At 46.1% G+C, this 16,074-nt stretch carries 18 protein-coding genes; 13 read left to right on the forward strand and 5 right to left on the reverse strand.

Annotated elements, in window-relative coordinates; genetic code table 11:
* The first annotated feature begins 24 nt into the window (after nucleotides 1-24).
* The 3 genes from B4F66_RS01625 to B4F66_RS01635 all read left to right on the forward strand — a co-directional run bounded on the left by B4F66_RS01625 (nucleotide 25) and on the right by B4F66_RS01635 (nucleotide 2,111).
* On the forward strand, nucleotides 25-858 hold the full coding sequence (locus B4F66_RS01625; RefSeq protein ID WP_292358325.1) for a thymidylate synthase: 834 nt from the start codon (nucleotides 25-27) through the stop codon (nucleotides 856-858).
* Between the two features lies 1 nt (nucleotide 859).
* Nucleotides 860-1,291, forward strand: a complete 432-nt coding sequence (locus tag B4F66_RS01630) for a bacteriohemerythrin (protein ID WP_292358323.1) — start codon at nucleotides 860-862, stop codon at nucleotides 1,289-1,291.
* Between the two features lie 85 nt (nucleotides 1,292-1,376).
* A complete protein-coding gene (locus B4F66_RS01635) occupies nucleotides 1,377-2,111 on the forward strand; it encodes a cytochrome b/b6 domain-containing protein (protein ID WP_292358322.1) in 735 nt (244 codons plus the stop codon).
* Between the two features lie 8 nt (nucleotides 2,112-2,119).
* On the opposite strand, the gene B4F66_RS01640 is transcribed toward B4F66_RS01635, so the two are convergent.
* The 3 genes from B4F66_RS01640 to radC form a co-directional block, all read right to left on the reverse strand.
* On the reverse strand, nucleotides 2,120-3,256 hold the full coding sequence (locus tag B4F66_RS01640; RefSeq protein WP_292358320.1) for a PepSY-associated TM helix domain-containing protein: 1,137 nt from the start codon (nucleotides 3,254-3,256) through the stop codon (nucleotides 2,120-2,122).
* 65 nt (nucleotides 3,257-3,321) lie between these two features.
* The gene (locus B4F66_RS01645) at nucleotides 3,322-5,349 is read right to left on the reverse strand and encodes a TonB-dependent receptor (protein ID WP_292358318.1); all 2,028 of its coding nucleotides are present in this window, start codon (nucleotides 5,347-5,349) and stop codon (nucleotides 3,322-3,324) included.
* 117 nt (nucleotides 5,350-5,466) lie between these two features.
* Nucleotides 5,467-6,141 carry a RadC family protein gene (radC, locus tag B4F66_RS01650; protein WP_292358316.1) on the reverse strand — a complete coding sequence of 225 codons (675 nt, stop codon included), beginning with the start codon at nucleotides 6,139-6,141 and terminating at the stop codon, nucleotides 5,467-5,469.
* 393 nt (nucleotides 6,142-6,534) lie between these two features.
* Here radC and B4F66_RS01655 point away from each other — a divergent pair, with 393 nt between their 5' ends.
* From B4F66_RS01655 to B4F66_RS01695, 9 genes are all read left to right on the forward strand, one after another.
* Complete coding sequence (locus B4F66_RS01655) at nucleotides 6,535-7,920, forward strand: phenylacetate--CoA ligase family protein (protein WP_292358314.1); 1,386 nt, start codon at nucleotides 6,535-6,537, stop codon at nucleotides 7,918-7,920.
* 335 nt (nucleotides 7,921-8,255) lie between these two features.
* Complete coding sequence (locus B4F66_RS01660) at nucleotides 8,256-8,612, forward strand: hypothetical protein (RefSeq protein ID WP_292740751.1); 357 nt, start codon at nucleotides 8,256-8,258, stop codon at nucleotides 8,610-8,612.
* Between the two features lie 78 nt (nucleotides 8,613-8,690).
* Entirely contained in the window at nucleotides 8,691-9,194 is a 504-nt protein-coding gene (locus B4F66_RS01665) for a hypothetical protein (protein ID WP_292358311.1), read from the forward strand.
* A gap of 190 nt (nucleotides 9,195-9,384) precedes the next feature.
* Complete coding sequence (locus B4F66_RS01670; protein WP_292358310.1) at nucleotides 9,385-9,738, forward strand: hypothetical protein; 354 nt, start codon at nucleotides 9,385-9,387, stop codon at nucleotides 9,736-9,738.
* A gap of 177 nt (nucleotides 9,739-9,915) precedes the next feature.
* Nucleotides 9,916-10,503 carry a peroxiredoxin gene (locus B4F66_RS01675; RefSeq protein WP_292358308.1) on the forward strand — a complete coding sequence of 196 codons (588 nt, stop codon included), beginning with the start codon at nucleotides 9,916-9,918 and terminating at the stop codon, nucleotides 10,501-10,503.
* 7 nt (nucleotides 10,504-10,510) lie between these two features.
* Complete coding sequence (locus tag B4F66_RS01680; RefSeq protein ID WP_292358306.1) at nucleotides 10,511-11,095, forward strand: DJ-1/PfpI family protein; 585 nt, start codon at nucleotides 10,511-10,513, stop codon at nucleotides 11,093-11,095.
* A 132-nt stretch (nucleotides 11,096-11,227) separates the two neighbouring features.
* On the forward strand, nucleotides 11,228-11,566 hold the full coding sequence (locus tag B4F66_RS01685) for a hypothetical protein (RefSeq protein ID WP_292358304.1): 339 nt from the start codon (nucleotides 11,228-11,230) through the stop codon (nucleotides 11,564-11,566).
* A 117-nt stretch (nucleotides 11,567-11,683) separates the two neighbouring features.
* On the forward strand, nucleotides 11,684-12,631 hold the full coding sequence (gene mdh / locus B4F66_RS01690) for a malate dehydrogenase (protein WP_292411499.1): 948 nt from the start codon (nucleotides 11,684-11,686) through the stop codon (nucleotides 12,629-12,631).
* 189 nt (nucleotides 12,632-12,820) lie between these two features.
* A complete protein-coding gene (locus B4F66_RS01695) occupies nucleotides 12,821-13,828 on the forward strand; it encodes a YihY/virulence factor BrkB family protein (protein ID WP_292358300.1) in 1,008 nt (335 codons plus the stop codon).
* 100 nt (nucleotides 13,829-13,928) lie between these two features.
* Here B4F66_RS01695 and B4F66_RS01700 read toward each other — a convergent pair whose 3' ends face one another.
* Together B4F66_RS01700 and B4F66_RS01705 are read right to left on the reverse strand one after the other, a co-directional pair.
* Nucleotides 13,929-14,249 carry a YdhR family protein gene (locus B4F66_RS01700; protein WP_292358298.1) on the reverse strand — a complete coding sequence of 107 codons (321 nt, stop codon included), beginning with the start codon at nucleotides 14,247-14,249 and terminating at the stop codon, nucleotides 13,929-13,931.
* 125 nt (nucleotides 14,250-14,374) lie between these two features.
* Entirely contained in the window at nucleotides 14,375-15,133 is a 759-nt protein-coding gene (locus tag B4F66_RS01705) for an SDR family NAD(P)-dependent oxidoreductase (protein WP_292358297.1), read from the reverse strand.
* 143 nt (nucleotides 15,134-15,276) lie between these two features.
* Between B4F66_RS01705 and B4F66_RS01710 the strand changes: the two genes are divergently transcribed.
* Nucleotides 15,277-15,594 carry a winged helix-turn-helix transcriptional regulator gene (locus B4F66_RS01710; protein ID WP_292358295.1) on the forward strand — a complete coding sequence of 106 codons (318 nt, stop codon included), beginning with the start codon at nucleotides 15,277-15,279 and terminating at the stop codon, nucleotides 15,592-15,594.
* The last annotated feature ends 480 nt before the right edge of the window (nucleotides 15,595-16,074 follow it).

Below are 16,074 nucleotides of genomic sequence, written 5' to 3' on the forward strand. Positions count from 1 at the left end.
ACGGCAATAAACGAGTAATCAAGCATGAAACAATATCTCGATTTACTTCGCGATGTGATGGAAAACGGAACTGACAAAGGTGACCGAACCGGTACCGGAACCCGCTCAGTATTTGGTCGGCAGGTGCGTTATGATTTGGCGGAAGGTTTTCCGTTACTGACCACAAAAAAACTGCATATTCGCAGCATTCTGCACGAACTTCTGTGGTTTCTCAGTGGCGAAACCAATATTCGTTATCTCAAAGAGAACGGCGTCTCGATTTGGGATGAATGGGCCACTCCAGAGGGTGAACTTGGGCCAGTATATGGCGCACAATGGCGTAACTGGCAAGGTGCTGATGGTAAAACCTATGATCAGATTCTGGCATTAGTCGAGGGGCTGAAAAGTAACCCCGATAGCCGTCGGCATATTATCAACGGCTGGAATGTCGCCCTGTTACCGGACGAAAAACAAAAGCCCTGGGAAAATGCCGCAGCAGGCCGAATGGCGTTGCCACCATGCCATGTTCTTTACCAGTTTTATGTCGCCAACGGCAAACTCAGCGCGTCGCTGTATATCCGCTCCAACGATTTGTTTCTTGGCAATCCTTATAACACGGCTTCATTAGCCTTTCTAACGCATATGCTGGCTCAGCAATGCGATTTAGATGTTGGCGAAATCGTGCTGAGTATTGGCGATGCACATATCTACAGCAATCACTTCGATCAGGTCGAAACGCAGTTACAACGTACTCCAGGTCCGTTGCCAAAACTGAAAATTCATCGAAAACCGGCCTCTATTCTGGATTACCGTTTTGAGGATTTTGAAATAGTTGATTATGTGGCACAGCCACATATTAAAGCGCCCATAGCGGTCTGAGATGGAAAAACTGACAAAACCACTCTATATCGTCTGGCAGGATGCGTTTCAGCAAGGCGAGCCGATCATTGATGAACAGCATCGTGGAGCGGTGGCGATAATCAATTCACTGCATTATTTTATTCAGCAGGGCTATGGGTTGCGAGATCTGATGCCTACCGTCAATGTATTGAAAAGCTATCTGAATTTTCATTTCAAAACTGAAGAAGGTATTTTGCACGCCTTGGAAAGCCCTTTGCTTAAGCAATATCGGCTGGATGAAGCAAAAATAATGGATGAGTTTGATATTCAATGCCGTCTGGGCTTGAGAGATAACGAACCGCAGATATTGCTGCTATTTCTCAAAGACTGGTGGCAGAACCATCTGAAGCTTCATAAAAAAATCACGCCATTTTTACAGAAATGGGAAGGTGATTACTGTCGTACAAGCTGATTTAGTACACTTTAACGTAGTTAATATTAATTTAAGTAAACAAGCTTAAGCTACGGGTTAATTGATAAATGTAAGGAACATAATAATGGCACAATCAACCTTAAAAGCTTATCCGGTATGGGATGGAGGCGTTCGTTTATTTCACTGGATAAATGTGCTGGCGATTCTGGGATTACTGGCAATTGGTTTAGTGTTGATGTTCAGTAAGGATTTGGGCGTTACTGATGATGGCAAAATCCTACTTAAAGCCACTCATATCTGGGTGGGTTATGTGTTTGTGATCAACTTACTGGCCCGATTTGTCTGGGCTTTTTTGGGTAACCGTTTCGCCCGTTGGAAAGCCTTTTTACCGTTTGGCAAAGTGTATAAAGCGCAATTCCAGGCTTATATGCAAGGTCGTAAAATTGGACAAAATGTGCATTTTCTCGGGCACAATCCATTAGGTCGCTGGAGCATTTTAGTGATGTTTCTGTTGATGATAGGCCAAGGCATCACCGGCCTGATGTTAGCAAGTACTGACTTATACATGGCCCCATTTGGTTCTCAAATGAAAGCCTGGGTCGCGGAGGATGAAGCGGCTATCGCGATTGTTCAGCCCTATGAAAAACAGGGTGTCGACCCCATCGCCTACCAGGAAATGCGCGATTTTCGGAAACCTTTTCGCACGCTGCATACCTATTTGTTTTATCTATTGATGTTGTCGATCGTGATTCATATCGCCGCGGTTATCGTTGAAGAAAAACGCAGACGTAATGGCCTGACCTCAGCGATGATTACCGGTGAGAAAGTCTTTAAAGAAAAACCCTTTGATGCGGATTAACTAAATCGTTAAGCCTTATGGCGACTGTTCAACAGTCGCCGGGCCCGGCGCTTTTGTGACCAACGGATCAAACCGGTCACAAATAATATCAGCGGTAAAAGGCCAGCAATAAACACCAGAATCCGGCCGGTCATGCCAAACACTTCACCGTTATGCAATGGATGTAACCAGTGCATGAATACATCACCACCAGTGTCTTGTTTAGTATCACGAATCCCTAAAATTTCCCCATTAATTGGATCAATCCACACCTGAGTTCGGGGAAAGCGCCGACTGGGTTCTCCCTCTTGATACAACGCAATTCGCCAGGCTTTTTGGTTATTTAATCCGGGCGTTTCAATCCAACGTAATTCCGCGTCAGGAAACCGGTTTTTGGCAATCTCAACAGCCTGATCCGCCGTAATTCGATCATCACTTTCGCCATGGTCTAATGCAATCTTCGGTGCAATGGTTAACGGTGAAAATGGCTTCACCAATATGGCCGTTTCATCAGGCAGAGCGAGTGCTGCCCCGGTCAGACTTAAAATCAGCAAAAACACTAATCCATAGCTGCCCGACAACACATGTAGATCGTAATTGAGTCGAGCTTTGCCAGAGCGAAGCTGCGGTTTTAATGCGTGTTTCAAGCCAGCCCAACCCGGCCACCACAGCCAAATCCCTGAAATAAACGAGATCAAAGAAATCAGCCCGATAATGCCGATAATGATTTTGCCAGGTTTTTCCAGCAGCAGACTGTAATGCAAATCGTAAATCCAAGTCATTGCATAATCGCCCCATAAACGGGAGCTGGTAACTTCCAACGTGACCGGATCAACTGTCAGCATCAATGGTGCGAAGTTTTTACCAACTGATTCAATCGGGGTGTAATAACGCGCCATAATTGGCCTGTCTGTATGCATCGGCTGTTCGATTCGCCAGGAATTTTGGCGCGTCGGATGTGCTTGTTGCAAGGCATCCAAAATATCCTGTTGGGCTGGCATCTTGTAAGGAACGCTGGTGGGTTCCATTTGCGGATTGAGGATTTGATCGATGTCCAGATAAAACACCAGAATACTGCCAGTCAACCCCAGCAATACCAGCACGGCGCCGATACTTAAACCGAGATATAAATGAATGCTCAGCCAGATGCGGCGGGCGTTTTTCATGGTGGGCTTTTATCCGAATGACGTAATTGATTCGCTGCCAAATATCGACAGCGAATCATGTGGGCCTAAAAGTCTACCTGAACCGAGCCATACACCGCACGACCATCGCCGGGGGAGTGCATGCTTTCGGTATTTAACCAAACGTATTCATAATCGCGATCAAATACATTTTTGAGTTCCATTGCCAGTTTTACTTTGCTGGTGAGCGCATAACTGGCCGAAGCATTGACCAACACATACTGACCAAATTTTCGTGTGTCATTGTCGACAGTCAGATAGTACTCATCTTGTGCGCTGACCCAGCTCGACAGTTTCAGTTTGGGGTTGGCCTGATAATCGATACCGGCATCAATTAAATAGTTCGGCACATGATCAATTTCATTGCCTTTAGAACCTGGTTTATCTGAGCCAGCTTTAAGTATTTCCGAATCCTGAAATGCAGCGGCAAACCATAACCCTAATTTTTCGGTGGCTTGTGCATTAAATTGAATATCGATCCCACGACGTTCGGTTTTACCAATATTCTCACTGTCATTATTGGCATCACCTAACTTTGTTTTGAACTCTCCCGAGGCAACCTGTTCCCAGAGTGCAACACGACCATTTAGCCAATCAGTTGGGGTAAATTTTAGCCCGATCTCCCAGCCTTCGTTAATAGACGCATCCAAATCTTCGGAGAAAACATTTTTCTGGTAGCTGGCTGCACCTGAAGCAACTTGAAACGTTTTACCCCAGTTACCATAAACCGCATAGCGGTCGGTCAGCGAATACACCGCACTGAATTTTGGCTGGCTGATATTGCCATAATCATTTATATCACGATGCACACCAGCATCGTTCAAGCTGCCGCGAACGGTATCCACCCGATAAGCTGGTACCAGTTTTAACTTTTCAGTCGGTTTATAAATGGCCTGAACAAAGCCGCCATAGATATCAAAGTCAAAGTTCTGATCCCGTGTCTGCGAGGTACGATTTCTAAAATCATCCACAATATAACGGCGGCTTTCATTGGCCTGAAACTCGGCGCTCAATCCACCCATCAAGGCGAACTCATGCGCCCAGCTCACTTCAGGCCTCCAGGTTAACGTACTTAAAGCGCCTTTATGATCTTCCTGGGTGATGCGTTCATTATGATTACCACCTGCGGCAAAGGTCACATAGCGATATTCATCAAGTTGATTCAGATAGGCTTTGGTATTCCAGAATAAGTTATCGCTGAGATCAACATCCAGATGTGCACTGAATTGATTCATCGAGCGATCCCCGCCATCAGGCGCATTGTGAGGACGAGATTGTTCTGGATCTTCGCGGGCTTCAAAACGGGTTAAATAACCTGCTTCTTCAGCATCGGCCTGACCATGACGGGCGATAAAACCAATCTGAGCGCGTCCGCTTTCCGGGGTATAAAACCATTTACCTGAAAACGTGCTTTTTTCAATATCACTATGATCACGATAACGATTTGAATCTAAATAACTGACGGCATAGTTTTGTGAAAAACCGTTGCTTTCAAGGCCACTTACAAATTGAACATGACGTGTGTCAAAGCTGCCGTAGCTGGCCCTCGCTTTGTTATAGTTGCCACCTTGTTGGGTCAGTATGTCGGCATTGCCAGCAATATTATGTAATCCGTATCGCGGGTCATTGGTGCCTCGAACGACTTCAATACTCTCAATTTCAAGTGGCGTCAGTAACTCCAGATAAGGCATGTTTCCTGAATTCTGGTTACTCGGAACGCCATCAATCAGCAATTTAACGGCATTAATTTCACCTTCACCATTAAAGCCTCGAAACGAGATTTTTCCGGACTCATTACCCATCCCATATTGTGTGAGCATCACACCGGGCATTTGATCAAACAACTGCCAGGTGTAATTCACGTTTTGATCTTCAATGCGATCCTGGCTTAATACATCAACCGATGTAGAGAGATTACGAGAAGTCAGAGGACCGATATTGTCTGAAGACACCACCATACTGCCCAGACTCAAGCTGGCATCATCCAGCAAATTGGGCGTTTCGGCATATACGCCATTAGCATAAATGACAGCTAGAGCAATGCTAAGAGGTTTGAGCGTTTTGCTTATCGTCATGATGTGGGTCACGTCTTATAAATGGTTAGGTTTTAAAAAACCAAAAGCATAACGATCTGATTGCCAACAAAAATGGGTGATATGCATTAATGGTGTGGCAAAAGCCACAAATGGGGCTTAACAATGCCCCAATTCAGCCAATGATGTAGTTTCAGCATCACCAACAATAATATGATCCAGCACCCGAATATCCACCAGCTCCAAAGCACTGCGTAACCGTTTGGTGATCTGAATATCCGACTGACTCGGTTCAGCCACACCGGAAGGGTGGTTATGAGCAAAAATCACTGCCGCCGCATTGTGCTTCAATGCCTGCTTCACCACCTCACGCGGATACACACTGGCACCATCAATCGTGCCCCGAAATAACGGTTCAAAACTGATTAACCGATGTCGGGTATCGAGAAACAGACAGGCAAATACTTCATGTGGAAAATGTCGTAACTGACGTTGCAGATAGAGTCGGGTAGTGACTGCATCAGTAAACGCATTACCTCGAGTCAGAGTTGATTCAAGATGACGCCGACTCATCTCCAGCACCGCTTGCAACTGCACAAACTTCGCTGTGCCCAAACCATGCTGCTGACAAAAGCTATGATGATCTGCTTCAAATAAAGCTCGTAAACCACCAAAGTCGGAAAGTAGTTTTCGAGCTAAATCGACAGCCGAAATGCCGGTCACACCAGTTCGAAGAAAGATTGCCAAGAGCTCTGCATCCGATAATGCTGCGGCCCCTGATTGAAGCAGTTTTTCACGCGGCCGTTCATCTGCCGGCCAGTCCTTGATTGCCATGATTCGCTCCCTGCGATTTTAGATTTTAATGAAGCTTAAATTTAATGATGGAGAATCATAAATACAAATGAGATTGATGATTCTGTGAACTGGTACGAGTAGTTGTGGTGATTGGGATAAAGCAAGTATCTCCTCCAAATCACCAATAATTAATCGTTAATGATTCACGATTAATTTTTTCGGTTATAGTTAACCAGCTATAAGAGATTAATTTTCAATCACTTAACAAAGGCAGATGGATATGCAAAATAATTATGATCCATTCACATTAATAATTATTATGAGGTCGCAGACCTCATTAACAGACTGTTATAAGGCATGGATGACTTTTCGTAACGGCACAACATCCGCTTTCGACCTTACTCGGTTCTCTTGATGCATCCGGAGCAGCCTATGCGATTAAGCCTTCTCAGAACACTGGGTTACTTCACCGACGGGCTCTGGACAGCCTGGGGCGGACGGGAGCGGATTGAAGCCAAACAGCTCCGAAACCTGCGGCGTCTCGTGGAAAAGGCGCGGCGCGACTCTCCGTTGTTTCAGCGGCTTTACACGGATGCGCCACCATCGAGCGAGGTCGAACTGCGCGATTTGCCGGTGACCCGCAAACCCGATCTCATGAGGGAATTCGACGACTGGCTCACAATTCGTTCCCTTTCCCTCGACAGGGCGCGCGAACATCTCCGCGACATCCGGAAGGTTGGCGTGCCCATCGACGACGTTGCCGTTTTCCAGACCTCCGGGACATCGGGCGAACCGGCTGTCATCGTGCTGCCCTCATCGTTCGTGGAATATTACTTTGGGATCATGATGGCCCGCTTCGAACGTTACCATTGGAAGCTCCTCCGGGACGTCCGCAAGCTCGGCGTCAGGGTGACGATCACTGGAGGGAACGGCCATTTCGCCGGAAACGGGCTCAACAAATTAGTGCACCGGCTAAATCCGGCACTGGCGCGGGGCTTAGGATTGAACTTCATCGAGGCCGAGCAGCCGATCGATCGGCTCGTTGGCAAGCTCAATGCGATCCCGAACGTCGCCTGGATCGTGACCTACCCCAGCATGCTCACTATCCTCGTCAGGGAAAAGGAGGCCGGGCGACTGCGGATCGCGCCTGCGCTTTTCAGTGTCGGTGGTGAAACACTTTCGGACGATTTGCGCGAGCGGGTCGGGCGTGCCTTCCCCTCTCTGAAATACGGCATTGCCGATTACTATGGTTGCACCGAGTGCCTAGCGCTTTCGTTCGAATGCAGCCACGGGCGCAAGCATGTGAACGAAGACTGGGTCATACTGGAGGCGGTCGATGAGGCGATGCGGCCCGTCCCCGACGGAATACTGTCGGCAACTGTGCTGCTGACCGTGCTCGCCAACGAAGTCCAACCCTTCATCCGATATGATCTCGGCGACTGTGTTCGATTCTACGAGGACTCCTGCCCCTGTGGGTCGCCGTTCCGCAGTTTTCAGGTTGAAGGACGTCAGGCGACTCTTGTTCGTGTGGGTCAGGTGACGCTGTCGCCGCTCGTCTTCGATCTGGAGCACGCCCATGCCCAGCGTGTCCAGTTGGTCCAGGCCGGCGAGAGAGATTTCGAGGTGCGGATCGAACTAGCCGATGAGGCGGTTGCAGGGCTGGTGTTCGAAGAAGTCATCCAGTCGGTGAAACGGGTATTTCGCGATAACGGCCTGAGTGACGTCACGGTCCGGGCAAGCCAGGCGCCTCCCGAACTCACCGCGAGTGGCAAATTCCATGAAGTATTGCCTTTGCGAGACTCCAATTCGCGGTCATGACCGACGAGGATCCATGCTGCATCACGTAAGAGGTCGCGGTGGTGGGTGGTACAAGCTGCGGTAAGACCGCGATTGCCACAATATGCGAATGCCTTTAGTCTCAATGCAATTCGGCCGAATACTTTCGGATTTGATCGTGGAGGCTCAACTCATCAGGGCCGGTGACTCTTGTCGGTCGAAGGACGATGTTCAGAGGATTGCGATGGTGCCGTATAACAAGCCGTTGCAGCCGATCCTCGCAAACGGGCTGCGCCCGGTCGCTCGGCCGGCTGAACGGTGACGTTAGAGCTATGAAAACATTCACGTCTGTGCAAATAGCAGCTTTTAGGGGAGCCATGATGGCACCACTTGTTGTATTTCCAGCGGCCCTGCTTTTGATGCTCGGCACAGCACTGGTTGAATTCGACCTAAAGCAGGTTGGCGACGCATTTTCCACCTTTTTTCTTGTAGGGGGCTGGAGTGCCGCCATCGCTTACGTTGTGGCATTTTTATACGGCATTCCGATATGGCTTATCCTGTGGAAGCTTAAAAGGCTGAATATAGTCTGGCTTTCGGGGTGCGCGCTTCTCCCAGCGTTTGTGCTGCTAGCTGTTACCAGGGACGTCGGTCTTTTGCTTATGGTAGGGTATTTTTCACTCTCGGTTAGTACTGCGGGGTGGTTTATTGGGCGTCGGTCCATCGGTGGGATCTAACAAAGCCATCAAATTCGCTCCCTTCGGTCGCCCGACGCTCGCAAGCTCGCGCGGTTTATGGCGACATTAGGCATACGCATGGAACTTATACCTTACATAGGCCTTGGGTTAGTTGTTTTAATCCTTCCCTTAGCAATTTTTAGTGGAATCCTTTTTTTAATTTGGAAAAAGGTTCCATTTGGAAAGTATGTTTCGGCTTTATTATTGGTAGGCTTTCTGTTCGTTGTTGTTACCGCCATTTGGCCAATGGATTCATTTTACAAGGACGAGCTCCAAAATAATGCGGGATTGAGACTCGACGATGGGTACGAAGTCCTTGCCAAGAGTTCGTCTTATCCAGATATGCACGGGGACTATTATTCTGAGGCCGTTTTTCGTGTTTCAGAGTTAGATCTATCAACTCTGACTGGCGACGTAGCCCCCATAGGGCAGTGTGTAGTCCCGAGAATGGCAGAACCATTCTTGCCTTCACAGAAGGGTGCTATAAAGTGTTGGGGAGCTAACCGGAATATTGATGAGTGGTTCCAATTAATCTACTTTCCCGATAGTGGAATTCTATACTACAGGTTTGATCAAACTTAAATGCCTAACAAAGCCAAGCACAATCGCCCATGCAAAAAGCGCATGGGCTGGACCTCGCTATCGCTCGGCCTGTGTTGGCGGCGTAGGTTATCAAGGGGTCAGCCAACTTGATTTTCTAACATTCCAAACGTGAATTAGAGTTTTTATCCTTTAAACTTTACTCTGAACCTAAAGATTCCTAGGTCTTATTATGAGAAAAACAGTGTTTTATCTATCTGCCATGATAATTGCCTTTCTTACGGCTAATCTATTGGCTTGTGCTCAACCTTCTGGTCTACCGAATTTCGATGAAAATGAGCCTTATTCAAGCGTTCGATTGAAAATGTTAGAGGCTGGCTGGGAGCCCTTTCATGCCCAAGATGCCGATACTTGTATCGAAGGTGACTTACGCTGTGAGGGTCGCCCAGAAATGCAGGTTTGTGCCGGCACGGGAAAGGCAAATTGTAAATTTTTATGGAAAAAAGAAGAAACAATCACGGCAATATGCACAATTGGAGAGGTTGCTGTTTTCGATAGTTTTTGCGATTACACAAGTATTAATTAGATTTTTATCTTTGGATTAATACTCTGATCTGACATATTCAACCGACTCACGATGAACTATCAAGGGGCCAGCAAACTTGATTTCAATCAGTCTCTTTATCATTGTCGATTGAAGGCACAAGAGTTTTAAACTGCTACTTCTAGTTAATTCAGCTCAGTTGAATTTTAAGGAACAAAAGTGACAACGCTTACAGAGTTGCCAAAGAATTTACCTACACCAACTGATGATGGTGGCTGTAATCATCTTTTCGGAATGACAGTGCCATCAATTGAATTAGTGGCTACCAATGGAATGATGGTCAATTTAGCTGAGCAAAACGGCTATGTAGTTGTTTATTGCTATCCCATGACCGGCAGGCCTGACCGTGACTTACCTGATGGTTGGGATCAAAATCCTGGGGCAAGAGGTTGTACACCTCAATCTTGTGCTTTTAAAGATCATCATCACGAACTTGATATGTTGGGAGCTTCAGTCTTTGGATTAAGCACACAATCATCAAGCTATCAACAGGAAGTAGCTGAGCGTTTACATCTCCCATTTCTATTACTGAGCGATGAATCATTAAAATTCTCTAGTGCTTTAGCTTTACCGACGTTTCAAATAGATGGAATGGTATTGATCAAACGTCTTACTCTTATTATCAAAGCTGGGAGGATAGAAAAATTTTTTTACCCTGTATTTCCACCTAATGAGAATGCGGAACAAGTAATTAATTGGCTAAGAGTAAACGCAGAAGAAATCAAAGGCCAGCCAGAGTCGGAGTAATTCTCGTGTGAATATAGGCATTTACATATACGACAACGCCGAGGTACTGGATTTTTCGGGACCATTCGAAGTTTTCTCGACGGCTTCACGCCTATGTAATGGCGATACTCCTTTTAATGTTTTCCTGGTAAGTGAAACCGGGAATATGGTTTCTGCCAGGGCAGGGTATTCAGTTTTACCGAGCTATGGATTTCAAAATCATCCGGAGATTGACGTTCTAGTTGTTTCAGGCGGGGGTCATACGGATGAAATGAAAAAACATCACGTCATTGATTGGATTTCTAAACAATCACGTAAAGCATCCATGGTTGCTTCGGTTTGTACTGGCGTATTTCTACTGGCACAGGCTGAAATACTTAACGAGCATAAGGTGACAACGCACTGGGAGGATGTTGCTGATCTAAGGAAGTTGTTTCCTCGGTTGAAGGTTGTCGAGAATGTTCGCTGGGTAGATGAGGGGTCAATCATCACGTCAGGCGGTATATCAGCAGGAATCGATATGAGTCTCCATTTGGTCAGCAAGTTGCACAGCAATGACCTAGCTGAAAAGACAGCAAGACAGATGGATTTTGTATGGACAAAGAACGCATAAAACCTGCGTCTACTGCGACGGGCTCTATGTTATTTGGGTAGAGTAAAAACTCACAATCATCTGAGACCAAACTTCGGTTATTAATTATTATGAGAAAACAGGCCTCTTTACCAGACTGTTATGAGCATATTCATGAATGATCCAATAGCGATAGATAAAGTATTCGTACAGCTGCCAAACGAACCTTTGCGTGAGGTTACCATCCAGGTGGGGCGCCCGTTTAAGGATCCCGAATATCCCGATGAATGGCTATGCCCAGCCTCGCTGGAGCCTCTTCACTCGAACTTACTGCCTGCACGTTCCAACTCGGCTTTTCAATCACTGTGTCTGGCTAACGCCCGGGTACTGAATTTATTACATGAAGTTGTGGAGAAAGGTGGTTCGGTGTGGCTGGAGCCAGGTGCGTCTTTTCCGTTTGAGGCATATGCTTTCGGGGTAGCCGTAAGCTTACCTAATAGTTATAGTCGATGAGGGTTGCTTGGTGATTTAACAAGCTAAGGTGCCAGCAAGCTGGATAATTTTAGTCGATTAAAATTTTAATCAAAAATAGGACTAAATAAAAACCGAAACCCGACAAAGTAAGGAAGCATGATGCAAAACAAAATTGCTCTCTATGGTGCTGGCAATGTTGGTGCCACTACGGCTCACTGGTTAGCTCAGAAAGAATTAGGTGATCTCGCATTATTTGATATTTATGAGCAAATTGCCAAGGGCAAAGCACTGGATTTAATGCAGTCCGGACCGGCAGCGGGTTTTGATGCGAAGATTACCGGAAGTAATGATCCTGAAATCATTGCTGATGCCAATATTGTGGTGGTTTCTGCCGGTGTGCCACGGCGTAAAGATCCTGAAACCGGTAAGTATCCGGGGCGCGATGAGTTAATAAAAATCAATCAGGTGGTAATGGAGCAGGCGTCAGAGAATATTAAACGCTATGCGCCGGATAGCATTGTGATTGTTGTCACCAACCCTATTGAAGCGATGTGTCATGTAGTAAAAGAAGTCACAGGCTTTCCCAATGAACGCATTATTGGTCAGGCGGGAGCTCTCGATACCACTCGTTATAAAGCGTTTATTGCGATGGAGTTGGGTGTTAGCGTTAAAGATGTAAATGGTCTGGTAATTGGCGGTCATGGTGATGCGATGGTGCCGTTGCCTACCCATACTACTATTTCCGGTATTCCTATTCTGGATTTGATCAGCGAAAAACGTCTGGAAGAAATTATTCATCGAACAGCGCATGGTGGGGGAGAGATCGTAAATCTGCTGGGTTATAGCAGTTATTACGCAGCTGCAGCTGCTACAGCCCAGACCGTAGAGTCGATATTGAAAGATCAAAAACGGCTTATTCCCAGCGTTGTTTATACCCAAGGTGAATATGGTTACACAGATTTATTTATCGGTCTGCCCGCTATTTTAGGGTGTAAGGGCGTAGAAAAAATCATTGAACTCAATTTGGATTTTGATGAAAAAGCCAAACTCGAATATTCAATGAACTCCGTGAAAGATGTTGTTGCTTTGTTAGGTTATAACTAATTCATAAAAGTGGGGAATACAAGAGAGAGTGTCAGAAGTATTAACAGAGCGAAAATCAAATTATCTGCAAACTTGATTAAAAGATGCAGTGTCAAAAATCACTACCAGCTTAAGAATGAATAAATTTTTATCTTTGAATTATCACTCTGATTATAGGTTTTAACCGCCGCCAGCAACGTAAGGGGCTCTATGCCAAAAGATGACGTCACGCCGCATTCAGCACAAACATCGTCTGACAATAATCGTGGGCGGCAAGCCAGCAAGCCGCCTGAAATCTCCTGGCGAGGATGGTGGGATATCGGTCGGCGAGTCATCACCAATGTGAATCGCCACGATATTTCATTGCTGGCAGCCGGTGTGGCGTTATTTATGATGTTGTCTATCTTCCCGGCACTGAATGTAGGGGTTTCGCTTTTTGGGCTTTTTGCATCTCCAGAAAATATCATTTCTCAAGTGGAGCCGTTTCGGCAGCTTTTACCCGAACAAGCATTCAGTATCTTTACCGATCAGCTTACCGAGCTTACGAATACCGGTGGAGCGGCCTTTAATGTAACGCTGGTCTTATCTCTGTTGGTCTGGCTATGGGTGGCGCGCAAGGGCGCTATGGCGGTCATTAAGGCTTGCAATATTATTTATAAAGAACAGGAAAAGCGCCCTTTTTGGAGCCTACTGGTGGTGTCGCTTTTATTTACGGTTGTGGGTATTTTCAGTGTGGTGATGTTAGCGTTGCTCGCCATTTTGGTGCCCATCGTACTTGGCGTGATCCCCTTGGGCGAAACGTTAGAATCCCTTTTAAGAACATTGCGTTGGCCAATTCTGGCGATGTTATTCATTCTGGTACTTGAGTGCGTTTACCGTTTCGCCCCCAATAGAAAAGATCCGAAGTGGCGTTGGGTCAGTGTTGGTGCGGTCATTGCGACTTTACTTTGGCTTTTGGCTTCTTTCGGTTTCACGGCCTATGTGCAAAATTTTTCTAATTACAATGAAACCTACGGTGCGATTGGCAGTGTGATCGTTCTGATCTTCTGGTTTTATATCAGTGCCTTTGTCGTGCTGCTGGGGGCCGAAATAAATGCCGAGATGGAACATCAAACAGAAGTTGACTCAACGGTCGGGGAAGACAAGCCAATGGGCAAACGCGGTGCATATGTAGCTGACACGGTCGGAGCTGAACCATCAGAAGAGAAGCAGCAATAAACGATATTGATATTTGGAGCCGAGTAAGAACTCACCATCATCTCAGACAGGATTTGAATTATTACTCCGGCCCCAGGTTTTCGTTAGGCCAACGTATCTGTCAGTTAATGAAGAAAGGTGAGTTCATATCTTTGCTCGCCTCAGCCACCACATCCCCATCAAACAGTTTGACGCTCAGACTGGTGTTTGCAGTCTTGGCAAAATCGGCCAACATGCCTTCGGCATAGGCTCGGGCGCTCTCAACAGAATCGAATTCGTAGAAACCGCCGACGGAATGGTTGTTGATACCGCTTAACCAGGTTTTGCTTCGCATACCCGGTACGGTATGCATAACTTGATTGATCTCCGTCCACAGGTCTTTGGTGAAAGGCGCGGATAATTGAAGCTCGGCATAGAGAAAAACGCGGCTTGGTTGGGTCATAGTAGGCTCCTTGTTTAACTATTTTGGGTTAGCGTAATAACTCAAAATCAGCTTAGAATGTATTTTAATTATTACGCCTAACCCACATTTTTCGCTCATTTTTCAGTTCGATCTAATTATCGGGTTTAGTTTCGGCCAGCGATTACACCACCATCCACATCCCAAATGGCACCGGTTACCCAGCTTGCATCACTGCTAAGCAGGAAGTTAATCGTCCTGGCAACATCTTCGGCAGTACCGATCCTTCCAATCGGATGAAAGCTATCGAATGTCGCAAGCGTTTCATCGATTTCACTCGGTTCAATGAAGGATTCGTAAATGGGAGTCTTCACAACCGCTGGTGAAACGGCATTGACACGGATATTCTTATCGGCCAGTTCCATCGCCATATGCTGCGTTAACGCATGTAAACCGGCTTTAGCCATGGAATATGCCGATGACGGTGTGGCTTTGATGGCTTGTTTTGCCCACATTGAACTAACATGCACAATAGAACCTCCACCATTTACGGCCATGTTTTTGGCGACAGCTTGAGAGATGAAGAATGTCGCACGGTTCAAGTCCATGTAAGCGTCGTAATCCTTGCCCTCATGTTCTAGGAAGGATGTTGGTTTGAACTTGCCCGCCGCATTTACAAAATATTGAATATGTCGGTCATGATTTGCCACAAAATCAATAACGCGTTGTACGTCGCTGGCTTCATACAGGTTTGCCTGAAGGGTTTGAATGTGTCCCAGTCCAAAGAGATCATTCTTGGCCGCTTCCAATTTCGAGGATGAGCTGCCAATAATTAGCGTATGAGTGCCGCGTTTGAGCAACTGCTTTGCCGTCGCTAAACCCATTCCGCTGGAACCGCCTACGATCAAAGCCAAAGGGCTGGTCATGTTTTCCATCTGATTACCTCCACAGGTAAATATTAAGGTGTGGACATAGGTTATGAAATTCGTAGACTATTGAAAATTAGGCACAAATTGGTGCGGTAGGTACTTTTTGGTACATCTTGATGAAAGCAAAGGGAAAAATATTTTTGAGGAAATCAGCCCCCGAGAAAAGTGCCCGTATGGTTGAGACCATTTACGGTTGCAAGTGGTCTCTGACGGTTTATCAACTTCTGACAAATGGCATCAACCGGCCTGGTGCAATGGTTCGTAACGTTGAAGGCTTAACCACCAAAGTGCTCAATGAATGCCTGAGAAAGAATGCGGAATTTGGTATTTTGGAACGTGTAAACTACAACGAGACGCCACCACGGGTTGAATATAAAGTCACTGAGTTCGGCACCAAATTTCTGCGTATTCTTGATGAGCTTGAAAAACTCCAAAGCGAAATTGAATGTGACATATAACAAGGCAATGCAAGTGAACGGAAGATAATTAAAGCGTGCAAAGCCAAAAAGATAATGGAGTAAAAGCATACAGCCGCAATTTATCCTGTTCTGCCCGAATAATTTCTGGCGATAAAGGAAGGTAATGCAATGGTGCTGCTAATGATTGGTCTTCATTCAGCGTCCATTTTATAAAATCTCTTATTTCAGTGACGATGCTGGGTATTTGATACTTTTTCCGTATTAATGCCCAGGTATATGCGACGATTGGTAGGCCTATTCTCCGCTTTTTCTTTTCCAGACTTGTGACCTTTAAGCCAAGGCGCTGAGTAAAGTTGAATTCAACTTAGCCGAAACTATTGATGGTAATTGCCAGGCGTTGGGTCAGTTAGACTTTCTACTTGAGGCTTTCGCGTTCGGGGTAGCCGTAAGCTTATCTGAAAGATACAGCCGATGAGAACGTTTATCTCGATGAATTTAAGGTACAGCAGATTTGAATTT

This window comes from Methylophaga sp. UBA3603 (genome assembly GCF_002375335.1).
Taxonomy (GTDB): domain Bacteria; phylum Pseudomonadota; class Gammaproteobacteria; order Nitrosococcales; family Methylophagaceae; genus Methylophaga.

Excerpts from the sequence above, each read along its gene's own strand:
- B4F66_RS01625 (WP_292358325.1), top strand. The coding sequence starts at position 25 with ATGAAACAATATCTCGATTTACTTCGCGATGTGATGGAAAACGGAACT.
- B4F66_RS01630 (WP_292358323.1), top strand. The coding sequence starts at position 860 with ATGGAAAAACTGACAAAACCACTCTATATCGTCTGGCAGGATGCGTTT.
- B4F66_RS01635 (WP_292358322.1), top strand. The coding sequence starts at position 1,377 with ATGGCACAATCAACCTTAAAAGCTTATCCGGTATGGGATGGAGGCGTT.
- B4F66_RS01640 (WP_292358320.1), bottom strand. The coding sequence starts at position 3,256 with ATGAAAAACGCCCGCCGCATCTGGCTGAGCATTCATTTATATCTCGGT.
- B4F66_RS01645 (WP_292358318.1), bottom strand. The coding sequence starts at position 5,349 with ATGACGATAAGCAAAACGCTCAAACCTCTTAGCATTGCTCTAGCTGTC.
- radC (WP_292358316.1), bottom strand. The coding sequence starts at position 6,141 with ATGGCAATCAAGGACTGGCCGGCAGATGAACGGCCGCGTGAAAAACTG.
- B4F66_RS01655 (WP_292358314.1), top strand. The coding sequence starts at position 6,535 with ATGCGATTAAGCCTTCTCAGAACACTGGGTTACTTCACCGACGGGCTC.
- B4F66_RS01660 (WP_292740751.1), top strand. The coding sequence starts at position 8,256 with ATGATGGCACCACTTGTTGTATTTCCAGCGGCCCTGCTTTTGATGCTC.
- B4F66_RS01665 (WP_292358311.1), top strand. The coding sequence starts at position 8,691 with ATGGAACTTATACCTTACATAGGCCTTGGGTTAGTTGTTTTAATCCTT.
- B4F66_RS01670 (WP_292358310.1), top strand. The coding sequence starts at position 9,385 with ATGAGAAAAACAGTGTTTTATCTATCTGCCATGATAATTGCCTTTCTT.
- B4F66_RS01685 (WP_292358304.1), top strand. The coding sequence starts at position 11,228 with ATGAATGATCCAATAGCGATAGATAAAGTATTCGTACAGCTGCCAAAC.
- mdh (WP_292411499.1), top strand. The coding sequence starts at position 11,684 with ATGATGCAAAACAAAATTGCTCTCTATGGTGCTGGCAATGTTGGTGCC.
- B4F66_RS01695 (WP_292358300.1), top strand. The coding sequence starts at position 12,821 with ATGCCAAAAGATGACGTCACGCCGCATTCAGCACAAACATCGTCTGAC.
- B4F66_RS01700 (WP_292358298.1), bottom strand. The coding sequence starts at position 14,249 with ATGACCCAACCAAGCCGCGTTTTTCTCTATGCCGAGCTTCAATTATCC.
- B4F66_RS01705 (WP_292358297.1), bottom strand. The coding sequence starts at position 15,133 with ATGACCAGCCCTTTGGCTTTGATCGTAGGCGGTTCCAGCGGAATGGGT.